This is a genomic window from Streptomyces populi, from assembly GCF_002911015.1.
GTDB lineage: Bacteria > Actinomycetota > Actinomycetes > Streptomycetales > Streptomycetaceae > Streptomyces > Streptomyces populi.
Map to the genome: position 1 here is coordinate 1 of NZ_KZ626908.1, position 13,821 is coordinate 13,821.

General features: G+C 73.1%; 11 protein-coding genes. 6 read left to right on the forward strand and 5 right to left on the reverse strand.

Annotated features, from left to right (window positions below; all coding sequences use genetic code 11):
- Positions 1-14 precede the first annotated feature (14 nt).
- Both CW362_RS28475 and CW362_RS28480 read left to right on the forward strand, forming a co-directional pair.
- A complete protein-coding gene (locus tag CW362_RS28475) occupies positions 15-620 on the forward strand; it encodes an Rv1733c family protein (RefSeq protein ID WP_103552471.1) in 606 nt (201 codons plus the stop codon).
- Between the two features lie 170 nt (positions 621-790).
- Entirely contained in the window at positions 791-3,220 is a 2,430-nt protein-coding gene (locus CW362_RS28480; protein WP_103552472.1) for a right-handed parallel beta-helix repeat-containing protein, read from the forward strand.
- Here the strand turns inward: CW362_RS28480 and CW362_RS28485 are convergent.
- Complete coding sequence (locus tag CW362_RS28485; RefSeq protein WP_103552473.1) at positions 3,190-5,589, reverse strand: hypothetical protein; 2,400 nt, start codon at positions 5,587-5,589, stop codon at positions 3,190-3,192. The two genes, CW362_RS28480 and CW362_RS28485, sit on opposite strands and share 31 nt — an antisense overlap.
- A 279-nt stretch (positions 5,590-5,868) precedes the next feature.
- Here CW362_RS28485 and CW362_RS28490 point away from each other — a divergent pair, with 279 nt between their 5' ends.
- Both CW362_RS28490 and CW362_RS28495 read left to right on the forward strand, forming a co-directional pair.
- A complete protein-coding gene (locus CW362_RS28490) occupies positions 5,869-6,699 on the forward strand; it encodes a DeoR/GlpR family DNA-binding transcription regulator (RefSeq protein WP_103552474.1) in 831 nt (276 codons plus the stop codon).
- 112 nt (positions 6,700-6,811) lie between these two features.
- Positions 6,812-7,291, forward strand: a complete 480-nt coding sequence (locus CW362_RS28495; RefSeq protein WP_103552475.1) for an SRPBCC family protein — start codon at positions 6,812-6,814, stop codon at positions 7,289-7,291.
- A 153-nt stretch (positions 7,292-7,444) separates the two neighbouring features.
- On the opposite strand, the gene cds1 is transcribed toward CW362_RS28495, so the two are convergent.
- Positions 7,445-8,569, reverse strand: coding sequence for an L-cysteine desulfhydrase Cds1 (gene cds1 / locus CW362_RS28500; RefSeq protein ID WP_103552476.1), 1,125 nt, complete (start codon positions 8,567-8,569; stop codon positions 7,445-7,447).
- A 341-nt stretch (positions 8,570-8,910) separates the two neighbouring features.
- Between cds1 and CW362_RS28505 the strand changes: the two genes are divergently transcribed.
- Positions 8,911-9,234, forward strand: coding sequence for a hypothetical protein (locus CW362_RS28505; protein ID WP_103552477.1), 324 nt, complete (start codon positions 8,911-8,913; stop codon positions 9,232-9,234).
- 215 nt (positions 9,235-9,449) lie between these two features.
- Positions 9,450-9,965 carry an ATP-binding protein gene (locus CW362_RS28510; protein ID WP_103552478.1) on the forward strand — a complete coding sequence of 172 codons (516 nt, stop codon included), beginning with the start codon at positions 9,450-9,452 and terminating at the stop codon, positions 9,963-9,965.
- A 62-nt stretch (positions 9,966-10,027) separates the two neighbouring features.
- Here CW362_RS28510 and CW362_RS28515 read toward each other — a convergent pair whose 3' ends face one another.
- From CW362_RS28515 to CW362_RS28525, 3 genes are read right to left on the reverse strand one after another with little or no spacing between them, the layout of a single operon-like run.
- Positions 10,028-12,589 carry an ABC transporter permease gene (locus CW362_RS28515; protein ID WP_103552479.1) on the reverse strand — a complete coding sequence of 854 codons (2,562 nt, stop codon included), beginning with the start codon at positions 12,587-12,589 and terminating at the stop codon, positions 10,028-10,030.
- Positions 12,586-13,344: an ABC transporter ATP-binding protein gene (locus CW362_RS28520; protein WP_103552480.1), complete on the reverse strand. Its 759-nt coding sequence runs from the start codon at positions 13,342-13,344 to the stop codon at positions 12,586-12,588. Before CW362_RS28520 ends, CW362_RS28515 begins: the two co-directional genes overlap by 4 nt.
- Positions 13,341-13,646, reverse strand: coding sequence for an SHOCT domain-containing protein (locus tag CW362_RS28525; RefSeq protein ID WP_103552481.1), 306 nt, complete (start codon positions 13,644-13,646; stop codon positions 13,341-13,343). The genes CW362_RS28520 and CW362_RS28525 overlap by 4 nt, the downstream gene beginning before the upstream one ends.
- Positions 13,647-13,821: the final 175 nt, after the last annotated feature.

The window sequence follows — 13,821 nt, forward strand, 5'->3', positions numbered from 1 at the left end:
GGGGGTGCGGGACGGTGCGCGCGATCATCGGTCTCTGGCGCTGGCGGCGCAATCCACTGTGCCGTACGACGGATCTCGTGGAAGCCTGGCTGGCCCTGGCCGCGCTCCTGCTCGTGCTGGTCGCGGCGCCCCTGGCCGGAGCGGCCGTGGGGGTCTCGGTGCAGGGAACGCTGCAGAAGGCCGTGCGCGACCAGCGCAAGGACCGGCACCACGTGGCGGCCGTCGTCGTCAGGAAGCTGTCCCGGGGCCCGCTCGCGCCCGATCCCGAGACCCCGTCGGGACGGGGCGCGCACAGCCGGGTCGTGGCCGACTGGACGGCGCCGGACGGCACCCCTCGGCACGGCACGGTGATCGCCGGCCTCAAATCGCCGCTCCCGGGGGACCGGTTCTCGATCTGGACCGACCGGCACGGCCGAATAATGGGCCGCCCGCTGGACGGTGCCACCGCGACCGCGCACTCCGCGCTGGCCGGTTTCGGTGCGGCCGTGCTGTCGGCCGGACTCCTCGAAGGCACAAGGCGGTTGATCCTGTGGCACATGATCCGCCGGCGTCACGCCCGATGGGACCGGGCCTGGGCCGAGGCGGGTCCCGACTGGGGCAAGGCAGACACCGGCAGCTGACGCCTTGCCGCTCCGGTCAACCGGGCACCCCCGCGCACGCTACGGTGGACCGGCCGAACCGTTCGGCACCGTCGTGAGAGGCTGTCCGGCAGGGCCGGGATCCCCGCCGACGGGGCATCAGCACGACCTCGCGGGACCCGCGTACGACGAGGTGGGGGCACAACAGCGCCATGGCACAGGGCACGGTCCAGGTGACGCACACCGGAACCTCGCGGTGGCGGCGCCGCACGGGTGAGTACGCTTCGCTGGCCGCCGCCCTGGAGGCCGCGGCCGAGGGTGATGTGCTGACCGTCGCTCCCGGCACCTACCGGGAGAACCTGGTGGTGGAGCGCGCGGTGACGCTGCGCGGCCCCGAGGGTTCCCCGGGCTCCGTGCGGATCGCGCCGATCGACGGTGTGGCGTTGACCCTGCGCGCCTCCGCCGTCGTCCAGGACCTGCATGTGGAGGGCCAGGACTCCGCCTCGCCCGCGCTGCTCGTCGAGGAGGGCACCCCGGAACTGCTGGACGTGCGGATCGTCACGCGCTCCGCGGCCGGGATCGAGGTCCGCGGCGGCGCCCGCCCGACCGTGCGCCGTTGCAGCGTCGACAACCCCGCGGGCGTCGGCATCGCCGTACTGGACGGCGGCGGCGGGGTGTTCGAGGAGTGCGAGGTCGTGGCGGCCGGCCAGTCGGGGGTCGTGGTCCGCGGGGGCGCGCGTCCGCGCCTCGAGCGCTGCCGGGTGCACCACACATCCGGTGCGGGGCTGTCGGCGACCGGCGAGAACTCCTCGCTGGAGGCGGTCGGCTGCGAGGTGTACGAGGTCAAGGGCTCCGGGGTGCAGATCACCGCCCGGGCCACGGCCCACCTCACCGACTGCGACGTGCACCGGACGACCGCGGACGGCGTCACCCTCGACACGGACGCCGTGCTCACGCTCGCCGACTGCCGCATCCACGACATCCCGGAGAACGCCGTCGACCTGCGTTCCCGCTCGGTGCTCACCCTGACCCGTACGAGCGTGCGGCAGTTCGGGCGCAACGGCCTGTCGGTCTGGGACCCGGGCACCCGGGTGGACGCCAACCAGTGCGAGATCTTCGACAGCACGGGCGACTATCCCGCGGTGTGGGTGAGCGACGGGGCGACCGCCGTACTGGACTCGTGCCGGGTGCACGACGTGCCGGACGCCCTGTTCGTCCTCGACCGGGGCTCACGCGCGGACGTCGTCGACTGCGACATCTCCCAGGTGCGCAACACCGCGGTGTCGGTGAGCGACGGCGCGACCGCGCAGCTCGACGACTGCCGCATCCGCGAGGCCGCGACGGGAGCCTGGTTCCGCGACCACGGCAGCGGCGGCAATCTGTCCGGCTGCGTCATCGACGCCACACAGACCGGCGTGATCGTCACCAAGGGCGCCGATCCGGCCTTCGAGCGCTGCACGGTCACCTCGCCCGCCGAGGCGGGCTTCTACGTGTCGGCGGACGGCCGGGGCAGCTTCCTGAACTGCCGGGTGGCGGACAGCGGGGGCTACGGCTTCCATGTGATCGACGGCTGCCGGGCCACCCTGCGCAAGTGCCGGACGGAGCGGTGCGCTCGCGGGGGCTACGAGTTCGCCGACCCGGGCTCGGCCCCCGGTTCGGGGCCCGTGGTCGAGGACTGCTCGAGCGACGAGAGCGCCTCGCTGCGCACCCCGGCGCACGCGACGGCCGTCGAGACCTCGGCTTCGTCCGTGAGTCCGCCGGGCACGATCCCCGGCCAGCGCAGCACCGAGCGGGAACCGCTCGTCACCGGCGCGGAGCCCGCCCCCGCGACCCGTGGATCGAAGATCGTCCTCGGTGAACTCGACACGCTGGTGGGCCTGGACAACGTCAAGCGCGAGGTACGTGCCCTCACCGACATGATCGAGGTGGGCCGGCGCCGGCAGCAGGCGGGCCTCAAGGCGGCGTCCGCCCGGCGCCATCTCGTCTTCACCGGCTCCCCCGGCACGGGCAAGACGACCGTCGCCCGGCTGTACGGCGAGATCCTGGCCTCGCTGGGCGTGCTGGAGAAGGGACATCTCGTCGAGGTGTCCCGGGTGGACCTGGTCGGTGAGCACATCGGATCGACCGCGATCCGCACCCAGGAGGCGTTCGATCGGGCGCGCGGCGGTGTGCTGTTCATCGACGAGGCGTACGCACTGTCGCCGGAGGACTCGGGCCGCGACTTCGGGCGCGAGGCGATCGACACGCTGGTGAAGCTGATGGAGGACCACCGGGACGCGGTGGTCGTGATCGTCGCCGGGTACACCGCCGAGATGGAGCGGTTCCTGTCGGTCAACCCCGGTGTGGCGTCCCGCTTCTCACGGACGATCACCTTCAACGACTACCTCCCCACCGAGTTGCTGCGGATCGTGGAGCAACAGGCCGAGGAGCACGAGTACCGGCTGGGTCCGGGCGCGCCCGAGGCGGTCCTGAAGTACTTCACCTCCATCCCGAGAGGGCCCGCCTTCGGCAACGGCCGCACCGCGCGGCAGACGTTCGAGGCGATGCTGGAGCGGCACGCGGGCCGGGTCGCCAAGCTGGAGGAGCCGAGCACGGACGACCTGACCCTGCTCTACTCGGAGGACCTTCCGGAACTGCCCTGAGCGTTCTCGCGGGGGCGCTGGTCCGGCACCTCGGGCAGCAGTCGCTCCAGCAGGAGTTCGCGCTCGTCGGCGAAGACCGGGTCCGCCTGGTAGTCGGAGTGGCCGAGCACCGGCGCGGGCAGCGGCTGCCACTCGGTGCGGCCGTAGGCGAGCGGGTCCTTCAAGGGTTCGTGGTCGACCTCGGGACCGCAGTCGCCGGGCAGCCGGACGGGCCCGCCGATCGGGTCGGTGCGACGGTACAGATTGCGCCAGCAGGCGACCTCGCGGTGCAGCGAGGCCAGCGCCGCGGGACCGAAGTGGGCCGGGAACCAGCGGCCGTACAGGCGCTCCAGCGGTGAGCCGTAGGTGAGCAGCGCGACCCTCCCCCGTGCCGCGGGCTCGAGCTGCCAGGCCGCGGCGGCCGCCAGCACGCTGCCCTGGGAGTGTCCGGAGAGGACGAGCCGTCCGCCAGTCGCCCGGGTCCACGTGGCCATGCGCCAGGTGAGGTCCGGGACGGCGCGCTCGGCGTAGCAGGGCGGCGCGAAGGGGTGGGCGGCGCGCGGCCAGAAGGTGCCGACGTCCCAGAGGATGCCGATGGTGCGGCGGGCGGCCGGGTCCTTGTAGGCGCGCCGGCCCCAGGTGACGAACAGGATGAAGCCGAGGCCGATCAGCCAGGAGCCCAGTGCCTGTGCGGTCTCGGCCGCGCCGTGGACGAAGCCGTTCGTCCCTCGCGCCGCCTCGCTCGGGGCGTCGCCGGTGGCGAGGGCCCCGGCCAGGGCGCAGGCCCCGAGCAGCAGGGTCGCTGACGAGACGACGCCGACCATCAGCGGCGCCCGGTCGGTGAGGGCGGCCATCGCGCGCGTGCTCGCGATACGGCGGGTACGAGCGGAGTCCTCGGCCTCGCCCGGGTACTCGCCTTCGACGGCGCTCATCTCGCGGCGGCGCAGTTGCCAGGTACGCCGGGCGAGCCAGCCGATGAGGGCGAGCAGGACGACGAGCAGCGGCGGGATCACGGAGGCCTGCCAGGTGAGCAGGACGGGCGGGCCGGGGATCGAGTGGCGGGTGCCGTCGAGCCAGTCGGCGACCCGCTGGGAGACCCCTCCGGACATCACGCCGCCGAGCGCGCAGGCCAGCATGGCGACGGCGGGCCCCGCGAAGCCGCGCATCGCGGCGCGCGGGGCGGGAGTGCCGCCCGCTGTCCGGCACGCGTCCGCGGCCCGGGGGGCCGTGCGGTACAGGGTCCGGGCGACCACGCACAGGGCGATCACGAGCAGACCCTGCGCGAGGGTGAGGCCGCCGAACGTGGCGTCGCCCGGCAGACGCCCGGCCGAGTGCCAGTGGGGCCGCGACCAGCCGGCGTACACCAGGGCGAGGACGAGCAGGGCGAGCGAGCCCAGCGGCAGCCGGCGCACGAGCGCCAGGTCGCGTCCGTGGTCGATCCGGTTCTCGCTGCGTCCGCGGCGGCAGACCACCCACAGCACAACGGCCCCGGCCGCCACGAGCGTTGCGTTCAGGAGGCCGCCCAGGACCTCCAGTGCGGCGGGCCCGCCCCGGGCGCGGTCGTGGTGGGCGGCCGGGGAGCCCACGGCCGCGGCGACGGTCAGGAATCCGGCGGCGGTGTGCGCGGCGCGCAGCCGGGCCACCAGGCGGCGTCCGTACCAGAAGCCGGGGCGGCCGAGTCCGGTGCCGTCGGTCTCCTCGTCGTGCTCGGCGGCGCGGGCCATCGGCTGCTGCGACTCGTACGCGCTCCAGGTGCGGTGGGACAGGTACCACAGGAGCGTGGTGAGCGCCGCGGGCACCAGGGAGGCCAGGGCGAGACGGCGGCCCGGCTGGCTCCACCAGCCGGCGTCGGACCGGTCCGGGGAGAGGAATCCGAGCCAGGAGTGGTTGCGCACGCACAGGCGGGTACCCGCGCACTGCCAGGCGGCCAGGTCGAGGGCGACCTCGCAGGCCGCGGCGACCAGCAGCACCGTGAGCGTGAGTCCGGCGAGGCGGACCAGCAGCCCGTACAGGCGCACCGTCCGTCCGTGACCGAGCGAGGCGGGGCGCATCCAGTGCGCGAGGTTGACGACCATGAACGGCAGCAGCAGGAGCCACAGGGCACGGGCGCCGTTGCCGGAGGTGAGGTTGCACCACACGTACGCCTCGCGCACCGGTCCCCCGCGGTGGTCCCCGGGGCGCTCCTCGGCGTCGGTGTCGTCGGCGCGCCGGAAGACGGCGGCCGTCGCGTCGCCGGTGATCCGGACCGTCCGCGGGTCGTTCAGCATCTCCTCCGGCGTGGTGCCGCCTACCCCGTGGACCAGGAGTTCCAGGGCACTGTCGGCCGTTGCGGGCCGCCGTACGGGGCTGCCGGGCTCCCCGTCGACGGCGTGTTCCCGTGCACGTTCCACTGTTCCGCACTTCCCCGTGCCACGCGTGTCTCAGGTGTCATGTGCAGGCACAAGGCTCTCGCGCTCCGGTCCTCGTGCACACCCGGAGGCACCAAATCTCCCCGATACGTGTGAATGCGGCGGCACAGGAGGCGCACAGCGGGCGCGCAGGCAGTGGCGCGACCGAGGGTGTCCCGTGCGAGGATGGGGCATCCTCCAGACCTCGGGCAAGGAGAATGTCCACGTGGGAGTGGGTTCGGACGGAGTCGGGCAGGCAGCGGCGAAAGGACCGGAGCGGTCGTGAGTGAGAATCAGAACCTCCTCGCGGAGCAGCGTCGCGCCCTGATCCTCGACGAGGTGCGTCGCCGTGGTGGTGTCCGTGTGAACGAGCTGACGCGAAGGCTCGGCGTCTCCGACATGACGGTCCGCCGTGACCTCGACGCGCTGGCCCGTCAGGGTGCCGTCGAGAAGGTGCACGGCGGCGCGGTACCGGTGGCCGAGGCGAGCACGCACGAACCGGGCTTCGAGGCCAAGTCGGGTCTGGAGCTGACCGCCAAGGAGGACATCGCGCGGACCGCGGCCGAGTTGGTCGCGCCGGGCTCGGCGATCGCCCTCTCCGGTGGTACGACGACGTACGCGCTGGCCCATCATCTGGTGGACGTCCCGGATCTGACCGTGGTCACCAACTCGGTACGTGTGGCCGACGTGTTCCACTCGGCGCAGCGCACCTCCGGTCAGCGCCAGGGGGCCGCTACCGTCGTCCTGACCGGCGGGGTGCGCACCCCCTCCGACTCGCTCGTCGGACCGGTGGCCGATCAGGCCATCGCGGCCCTGCACTTCGACGTCCTCTTCCTCGGTGTGCACGGCATATCGGCGGAGGCGGGGCTGTCGACGCCGAACCTCGCGGAGGCGGAGACCAACCGGCGGCTCGTGCAGTCCGCGCGCCGTGTCATCGTGGTCGCGGACCACACCAAGTGGGGCACGGTGGGCCTCAGTTCGTTCGCCGCGCTGGACCAGGTCGACACGCTGGTGACCGACGGCGGCATGCCCGCCGACGCCCGTGCGGAGATCTCGGAGCACCTGCGGCGCCTGGTGGTGGCCGGCGAACCCGAGGACGATACAGACATCTGACGGCCCGCCAGCTAAGGTGACGCTGCCCGCGCCGCCGGTCGCCCCGTCGGCGTCGTCCGTGGCGCGGGTGCGCCGGGCCGCCGCTCGCGGCCGACCGCGAGGGGGTTCGCTCATGGCACGTCGGCTGCGTCCGGTGGGGCCCGGCTTCGTCGAGACCGCCGCGCTGCGGCTGGTGTTCGCCCGGGAGGTCGCCGCCCCTCCCGAGGCCGTCTTCTCCGCGCTCGCCGAGGACGTGTCCGGCTGGAGCGAGTGGTTCTCGGCGGTGACGCTCGCCCGGCCCACCGCCGACGGCACCGGGCGCGAGGTGCGGCTCCGCGGCGGAGGACGTTTCGAGGAGACCGTCCTGGTCGCCAGGGCTCCCGAGGTGTACGCGTACCGGGTGGACAGCACGAACGCGCCGGGGCTCCGCGCCCTGGTCGAGGAGTGGCGGCTGACGCCCGCGGGCCGGGGGACGCGCGTGCAGTGGACCTTCGCCGCCGACGGAACCGCCTTGTTCCGGGCGACGCTCACCGCGGGACGGAGCGGCCTGGGCCGCGCCTTCCGCGACGCGGTGACGGCACTGGACCGGCGGCTCGCGTCGACGTCCGCCTGAACCGTCGGCCCGGCCGTCAGGCCGTCACCTCCCGCGCCTCGGGGGACGGCCCCCGTCTCAAGTCTCCGGCCCGGCCCCTGGTCACCGACCGGGCTCTCCCCCAGGGATGCCGGACGGCCTCGCGTCCGTGTCCATGTGCCACGCCGTCCACGGTCAGGCCGGCCAGACGCCCGTCTCCAGCAGGGAGTCGATCGCCGCCGTGTACGGCGCGATGTCCAGGCCCTGTCCGGCCAGCCACTCGTCCGAGTAGTACTTGTCGAGATAACGGTCCCCCGGGTCGCACAGCAGCGTCACCACGCTCCCCCTGCGTCCCTCGGCCACCATCTCGGCGACGATCTTCAGGGCGCTCCACAGGCCGGTGCCGGTCGAGCCGCCCGCCTTGCGGCCGATGGCCTGCTCCAGGGCGCGTACGGCGGCGACGCTCGCCGCGTCCGGCACCTTCATCATGCGGTCGATGGCCCCGGGCACGAAGCTCGGCTCGACACGCGGCCTGCCGATGCCCTCGATGCGCGAACCGCGGTCGCAGGTGACGTCCGCGTCGCCGGTGGTCCAGCCCTCGAAGAAACAGGAGTTCTCCGGGTCGGCGACGCAGATACGGGTGTCCGCCTGCATGTAGTGGACGTAGCGGGCGAGGGTCGCCGAGGTGCCGCCGGTACCGGCCGTGGCGACGATCCACGCGGGTTCCGGGAATCGTTCGAGGGCCAGCTGGCGGAAAATGGATTCGGCGATGTTGTTGTTCCCGCGCCAGTCCGTGGCCCTTTCCGCATAGGTGAATTGATCCATGTAGTGGCCGCCGGTCCGGTCCGCGAGAGCGGCGGACTCCTCGTAGAGCTTGCGCGAGTCGTCCACGAAGTGGCACTGCCCGCCGTGGAATTCGATCAGCCTGATCTTCTCGGCACTCGTGGTGCGGGGCATGACCGCGATGAAGGGCACCCCGACGAGGCCCGCGAAATAGGCCTCGGACACGGCCGTCGAGCCGCTGGACGCCTCGATCACCGGGCGGCCGGGCCGGATCCAGCCGTTGCACAGGCCGTACAGGAAGAGCGAACGGGCCAGGCGGTGCTTGAGGCTGCCCGTGGGGTGGGTCGACTCGTCCTTCAGGTACAGGTCGACGCCCCACTCCTCGGGCAGCGGGAAGCGGAGCAGATGCGTGTCCGCCGAGCGGTTCGCGTCCGCCTGGACCTTGCGCACGGCTTCTTTGAGCCAGCTCCGGTACTCCGCGTCGCTGCGGTCGACATCGAGGGTCTCGCCGGTCCGGATCGGCTGGACAGTGCTCACGGGAAGGTTCCTAACGCAGGGCGCCGACGCCGCTTCAACTGGTCGGACACCTCGATCATAAGCACCTTCCGCAAGCTTCTCACCTGCATAAACACACCTTTGAGCAGCCCAAAGACACCCCTGGGGCAAGGCACCGGGAACCTGGATCAGGGGGCGGGGGGACCCGGGTCCGGGGGGCGCATCCCGGCCTTTGCTCCCGCCACCTGCACCGCCTCGCCGCACGCACTGGTGCTCGACGCCACCTGCGGGCAGACTGCACCGCGCGGGGCGATCGCCCCCGACACGGATGCACACTGGGTCACGACAGGGCACAGCCGGAGCCCACGAGGGGGCGGAGCGTCATGGCGGAGCCGGAGTTCACTGCCACAGGCGTGCGGATCGGGAAGAGGCTGCGTTCGCTCACCCGGGCCGGACAGGTCCGGATCAGCGACGGCAGGCTGGAACTGCTCACCAGCTACGGCAGCGAGATCGACAGTGCGCCGGTGCAGGCGGTGCGCGCCTCGAAACCCTGGTTCGCGCACGAGGACCGGGCGTTGGCGGACGTCAACGGCACGCGGTACTCGCTCACGCTCGGCGAGCACGATCCGGCGCCCGGCCGGCCGGGACCTCCGTCGGCGCGCCGCTTCATCGAGGCGGTCCGCAGGGCGGCGGGCCACAGCGGCTGAGGTCGCGCCGACCGCGCCCGCCGCACGTCCACGAGCACCGCGAGTTGCGGGACCGTGCCCCCTGGGTCACTCTGATGTGAACATCACTCTGGGTTTACCGGCGATAACGCTGCGAACCAGCCCGCCGGTCACACAGCAGGCGGCCGCTCCACTCAACCGCTCTGCTGGATCCGATCTCCGTCTTCTTCCGGACCTCAATTCGGGGAGTCGCAGCCGTGATCAGCCAGCCAAGCAGGCATTGCACGGTGGAGCTCCAAGCCCTGCCGTCGCGGATCGGCCAGGTCCGCAGAATCGTATCTGCGCAGTTGCGCTACTGGCATCTGGACCCCTTGATAGACCGGGCCGCGCTCGGGGTGACCGAGCTGCTGTCCAACGTCCACCGGCACGCCCGGCCGGACAAGATCTGCACCGTCGAGATCGAGTTGCTGCTCGACCGCCTCACGGTCTCGGTGCACGACCACGACCCCCGGCTTCCCGTGATACGCGAGGCCGACCCCGGTTCCACCAGCGGACGCGGCCTCGCCATGGTCGCGGCGGTAAGCGAGAGCTGGGGCGTGCGGCCCGACGGCGAGTCGGGCAAGGTCGTGTGGTTCACGCTTCCGGCGTCCGCCCCCGTGGTGACGGCTTCCCTCCGTCCGCCGTACGAGACCGCGAGCGAGGTCACGCTCCGGCACACCGTCGACGTGCTCAGGCCGGAACACGCTCCCGCCCGGTCGGCCGTTGCCGGCTGACCGGGCGGTGACCCCCTCGCGTACGCCGCCCGCCCACGGGGCGCCGTACGGCACCGGACGGCTCATTCCGTGGCGATGGCCCGCAGCACGTCCAGGCGCGCCGCCCGCCGTGCCGGCCGCAGTCCCGCGAGGGCGCCGGCGGCGAGACCCACCAGCGCCACCACCGCGAGACGCAGCGGCGGGAGCGCGAAGGCGAAGGAACTGTCCGACGCTCCGTCGGAGGCCTCCACCAGCACCCAGCCGAGGAAGGCGCCGAGGGCGAGCCCGCCCGCCGTGCCGAAGGCGGCCACGAGGACCGACTCCCAGCGGACCATGGCGCGCAACTGCGCCCGGGTCTGTCCGACGGCCCGCAGCAGGCCGAGTTCCCGGGTGCGCTCGTGGATCGCGAGCGTGAGGGTGTTGGCGATGCCCAGCAGGGCGATGAGCACCGCGAGGGCGAGCAGCGCGTAGACCAGGGTCAGCATCATGTCGATGCCGGCCGCCGACGACCGCGCGTACTCGTCCCGGGTCTGCACCTCGGGGCTGCCGTACCGCTCGGCGACCTTCCGCACCACCGCCTTGCCGTCGGCCGTGCTCACGCCGTCCTCGAAGGCCACGGCGACGAGCGTGTCGGCGTCCTGCGTGCGGTGCGGGGCCCAGGCGGCGCGGGTGATGACGTAGTCGCCCACGAGTTCCGACCGGCCGTAGACGGCACGGACCGTGAAGTTCACCCGCCGGCCGTCGGTGAAGGTCAGGCGGGTCGTGTCCCCGGTGTCCAGGTGCCGCCGGGCGGCCTCCTGGCGGGTGATCGCGATGCCGTCGGTGCCGAGGCCGCCCAGTGAGCCCCGCACGTGGCCGAGGTCGAAGACCTCGCCGAGCGTGACGGGGTCGGTGACCGTCAGTGCGCGGCCCTCGCCGTCGACCTCGGCGACGCCCCTGCCCAGTCCGACGGCGTGCTCGACGGCGGGCTGCCGTGCGAGAGCCGGGGCCAGTCTCGGGCTGAGCCCGCTGCCGCCCGCTCCGAACGACGGTGTGCTGACGGCGACGTCGCCGGCGAAGGAGTGCGAGACCGTCCGGTCCATGGTGGCCTTGAGCGAGGCGCCGAAGACCGTGAACAGCGAGACGACGGCGACGCCGATCATCAGGGCGCCGGCGGTCGCGGCGGTCCGCCCGGGGCTGCGCAGCGCGTTGCGCCGGGCGAGTGAACCCGTGACACCGCGCAGCCGGTCGAGCGGCGCACCGAGCACCCGCACGGCGGCCGAGGACGCGACCGGGCCGAGGACGACGAAGGAGGCGAGGGCCAGCACGGCGCCGAGTCCGGCGAGCCACAGGGATGGGGTCAGCAGGACACCGGTCAGGGTGACGCCCACGGACAGGGCGGCCAGTCCCCCGCCGACCGCGGCCCGGGTGCGCGAGGCGCCGGACTCGTCGACCGCCGTCTCCCGCAGCGCGGCGAGCGGAGCGGTCCGTCCCGCGCGGGCGGCGGGGAGCAGGGCGGAGCCGAGACAGACCACGACGCCGACGCAGAACGGCAGCAGCACGGACAGGCCGCTGATCACCAGGCCGCCTTCGGGGAAGGGGAAACCGATGGCCGGAAAGAGCGCCTGGAGTCCGGCCGCGATACCGGTCCCGCCCGCGATCCCCGCGGCCGAGGCGGTCACGGCGACGGCGCTCGCCTCGGCCAGGGTCGAGGCGGTGACCTGCCGGCGCGAGGCTCCGAGGGCGCGCAGCAGCGCGTTCTCACGGGTGCGCTGGGCTACGACGATCGCGAAGGTGTTGTGGATGGAGAAGGTCGCCACCAGGAGCGCGATGCCGGAGAAGACGAGCAGGAGCGTGGTGAACAGGGTGAGGAACCGGCTGGAGATCATGTCGGTGTTCTCCTGCGCCGACTCCTGTCCCGTGATGGCCTCGACCCCCTTGGGAAGCACGGGAGTCAGGGCGGAGACGAGCTCCTCCTGCCCGACTCCGGGGCCGGCCCGCACCCGGATGCCCGTGGCCTCGCCGGGCTTCGCGGTCAGGTACTTCTCGGCGTCGGCCCGTGTCATTCCGGTGAACGTCACCTGGGCCATGCCGTCCTCGCCGCCGAAGGTGGCGAGGCCCACGATCGTCACCCGGACGGGGTCGGGCGTGCGCAGGACCGTCGTGTCGCCGATCTTCAGCCGGCCCTTCTTCGCGGCTCCCCTGTTGACGACGACCTCGCCGGACTTCGAGGGGGCGCGGCCCTCGGCGAGCCGGTACGCGTTGAGCTTCGGGTCGCCGATCCAGTTGCCCGCGAGGGTGGGCGGCCCCTGTCCGCCGACGGGCCTGCCGTCGGAGCCGACGAGCTGGCCGGCGCCCTGGATGTCGGGCGCCGCGGCCGCGACACCGGGGACGCGCTCGATCGTCTCGACCAGAGCGGTGCCGACGGGCGCGCGGACGCCCTGGCTCTCCCCCGGGGTGGTGATGACGTTCGCGCTGCGGACGACGGCGTCGGTGCCCTCGGTCGCCTCGCCGAACATCGTGTCGAACCCGGCGCGCAGGGTGTCGCCCATGACTAGGGTTCCGGCCAGGAAGGCGACGCCGAGGAACACGGCGAAGAACGTCCCGGCGAAACGGCGTCCGTGGCCGCGCAGCGACGAGAGGCTGAGGCGCAGTGCGGCGTTCATACCGGTGCGCCCTTGCCGTCGAAGGCCTTCATGCGGTCGAGGACCTTGTCGGCCGTCGGGTTCTCCATCCGGTCCACGAGACGCCCGTCGGCGAGGAAGACCACCTCGTCGGCGTGCGCGGCGGCGACCGGGTCGTGCGTGACCATGACGACCGTACGGTCCATCCGGCGCACCGCCCGGCCGAGGAGGCCGAGGACCTCCTGACCGGAGCGGGAGTCGAGGTTGCCGGTGGGTTCGTCGGCGAAGACCACGTCGGGTTCCGAGGCGAACGCCCTCGCCACGGCGACGCGTTGCTGCTGTCCGCCGGACAGCTCGCTCGGCCGGTGGTGGAGGCGGTCGCGCAGTCCGACGACGTCGACGAGGGCGTCCGTCCACGCGCGGGAGCCCTTGGTCCCGGCGAGGTCCATGGGCAGGGCGATGTTCTCGGCGACGGTGAGCGTCGGGATCAGGTTGAACGCCTGGAAGACGAAGCCGATCCGGTCGCGGCGCAGCAGGGTCAGCCGGCGGTCGTCGAGGGCGCCGAGCTCGGTGTCGCCGATGTAGGCGGATCCCGAGGTGAGGGTGTCGAGACCGGCCGCGCAGTGCATGAGGGTGGATTTGCCGGAGCCGGAGGGCCCCATGATCGCGGTGAAGCGGCCGGCCGGAAAGCCGACGCTCACCCCGTCCAGGGCCCGTACGGCGGTGTCGCCGGTGCCGTACACCTTCACGGCGTCGACGACACGTGCCGCGTCCGGGCGGGCGGTCGCGGTGGTCATGCCGTACCGCCCTTGTCCATGCGTCCGAACTGCTCGTCGAGGACGGACAGGCGGCGCCAGTACTCGTCCTCGTCGATCTCTCCGGAGGCGAAGCGGCGGCCGAGCACGGCGATCGGCGAGTCACCGGCGGCCGGGGAACCGCCGGGGCCGTAGCCGCCCGCCGCCCGCCAGGGGCCGCGGCGTCCGTACCGGGCGGTGCGCCGCAGGACGGTCACGACGCCGATCACGACGGCCGCCCAGATCAGCGGGAAGAACAGGATCCAGGGGCCGGGGCCGCCGTCCCAGTTCGCCAGGGTCTGCATCTCGGGTCATCTCCTCGGTGGAACCACGCCGTGGCGCGGGATCTCTCGGTGGTGATTCGAGACTCGCTCCGGCAGGGGGTCCGCGTCGTCGTACGACCAGCGGCCGTGCGCGTACCTCCCGGGGAGTACGCCGGGCACCCCGGGCTGCTCCGCCCGGCGCCCCGTGGTGGACCGA

Bases quoted from the DNA above. Each gene is read 5' to 3' on its own strand.
- CW362_RS28480 (WP_103552472.1), top strand. From the start codon at position 791: ATGGCACAGGGCACGGTCCAGGTGACGCACACCGGAACCTCGCGGTGG.
- CW362_RS28520 (WP_103552480.1), bottom strand. From the start codon at position 13,344: ATGACCACCGCGACCGCCCGCCCGGACGCGGCACGTGTCGTCGACGCC.
- CW362_RS28505 (WP_103552477.1), top strand. From the start codon at position 8,911: ATGGCGGAGCCGGAGTTCACTGCCACAGGCGTGCGGATCGGGAAGAGG.
- CW362_RS28515 (WP_103552479.1), bottom strand. From the start codon at position 12,589: ATGAACGCCGCACTGCGCCTCAGCCTCTCGTCGCTGCGCGGCCACGGA.
- CW362_RS28495 (WP_103552475.1), top strand. From the start codon at position 6,812: ATGGCACGTCGGCTGCGTCCGGTGGGGCCCGGCTTCGTCGAGACCGCC.
- CW362_RS28525 (WP_103552481.1), bottom strand. From the start codon at position 13,646: ATGCAGACCCTGGCGAACTGGGACGGCGGCCCCGGCCCCTGGATCCTG.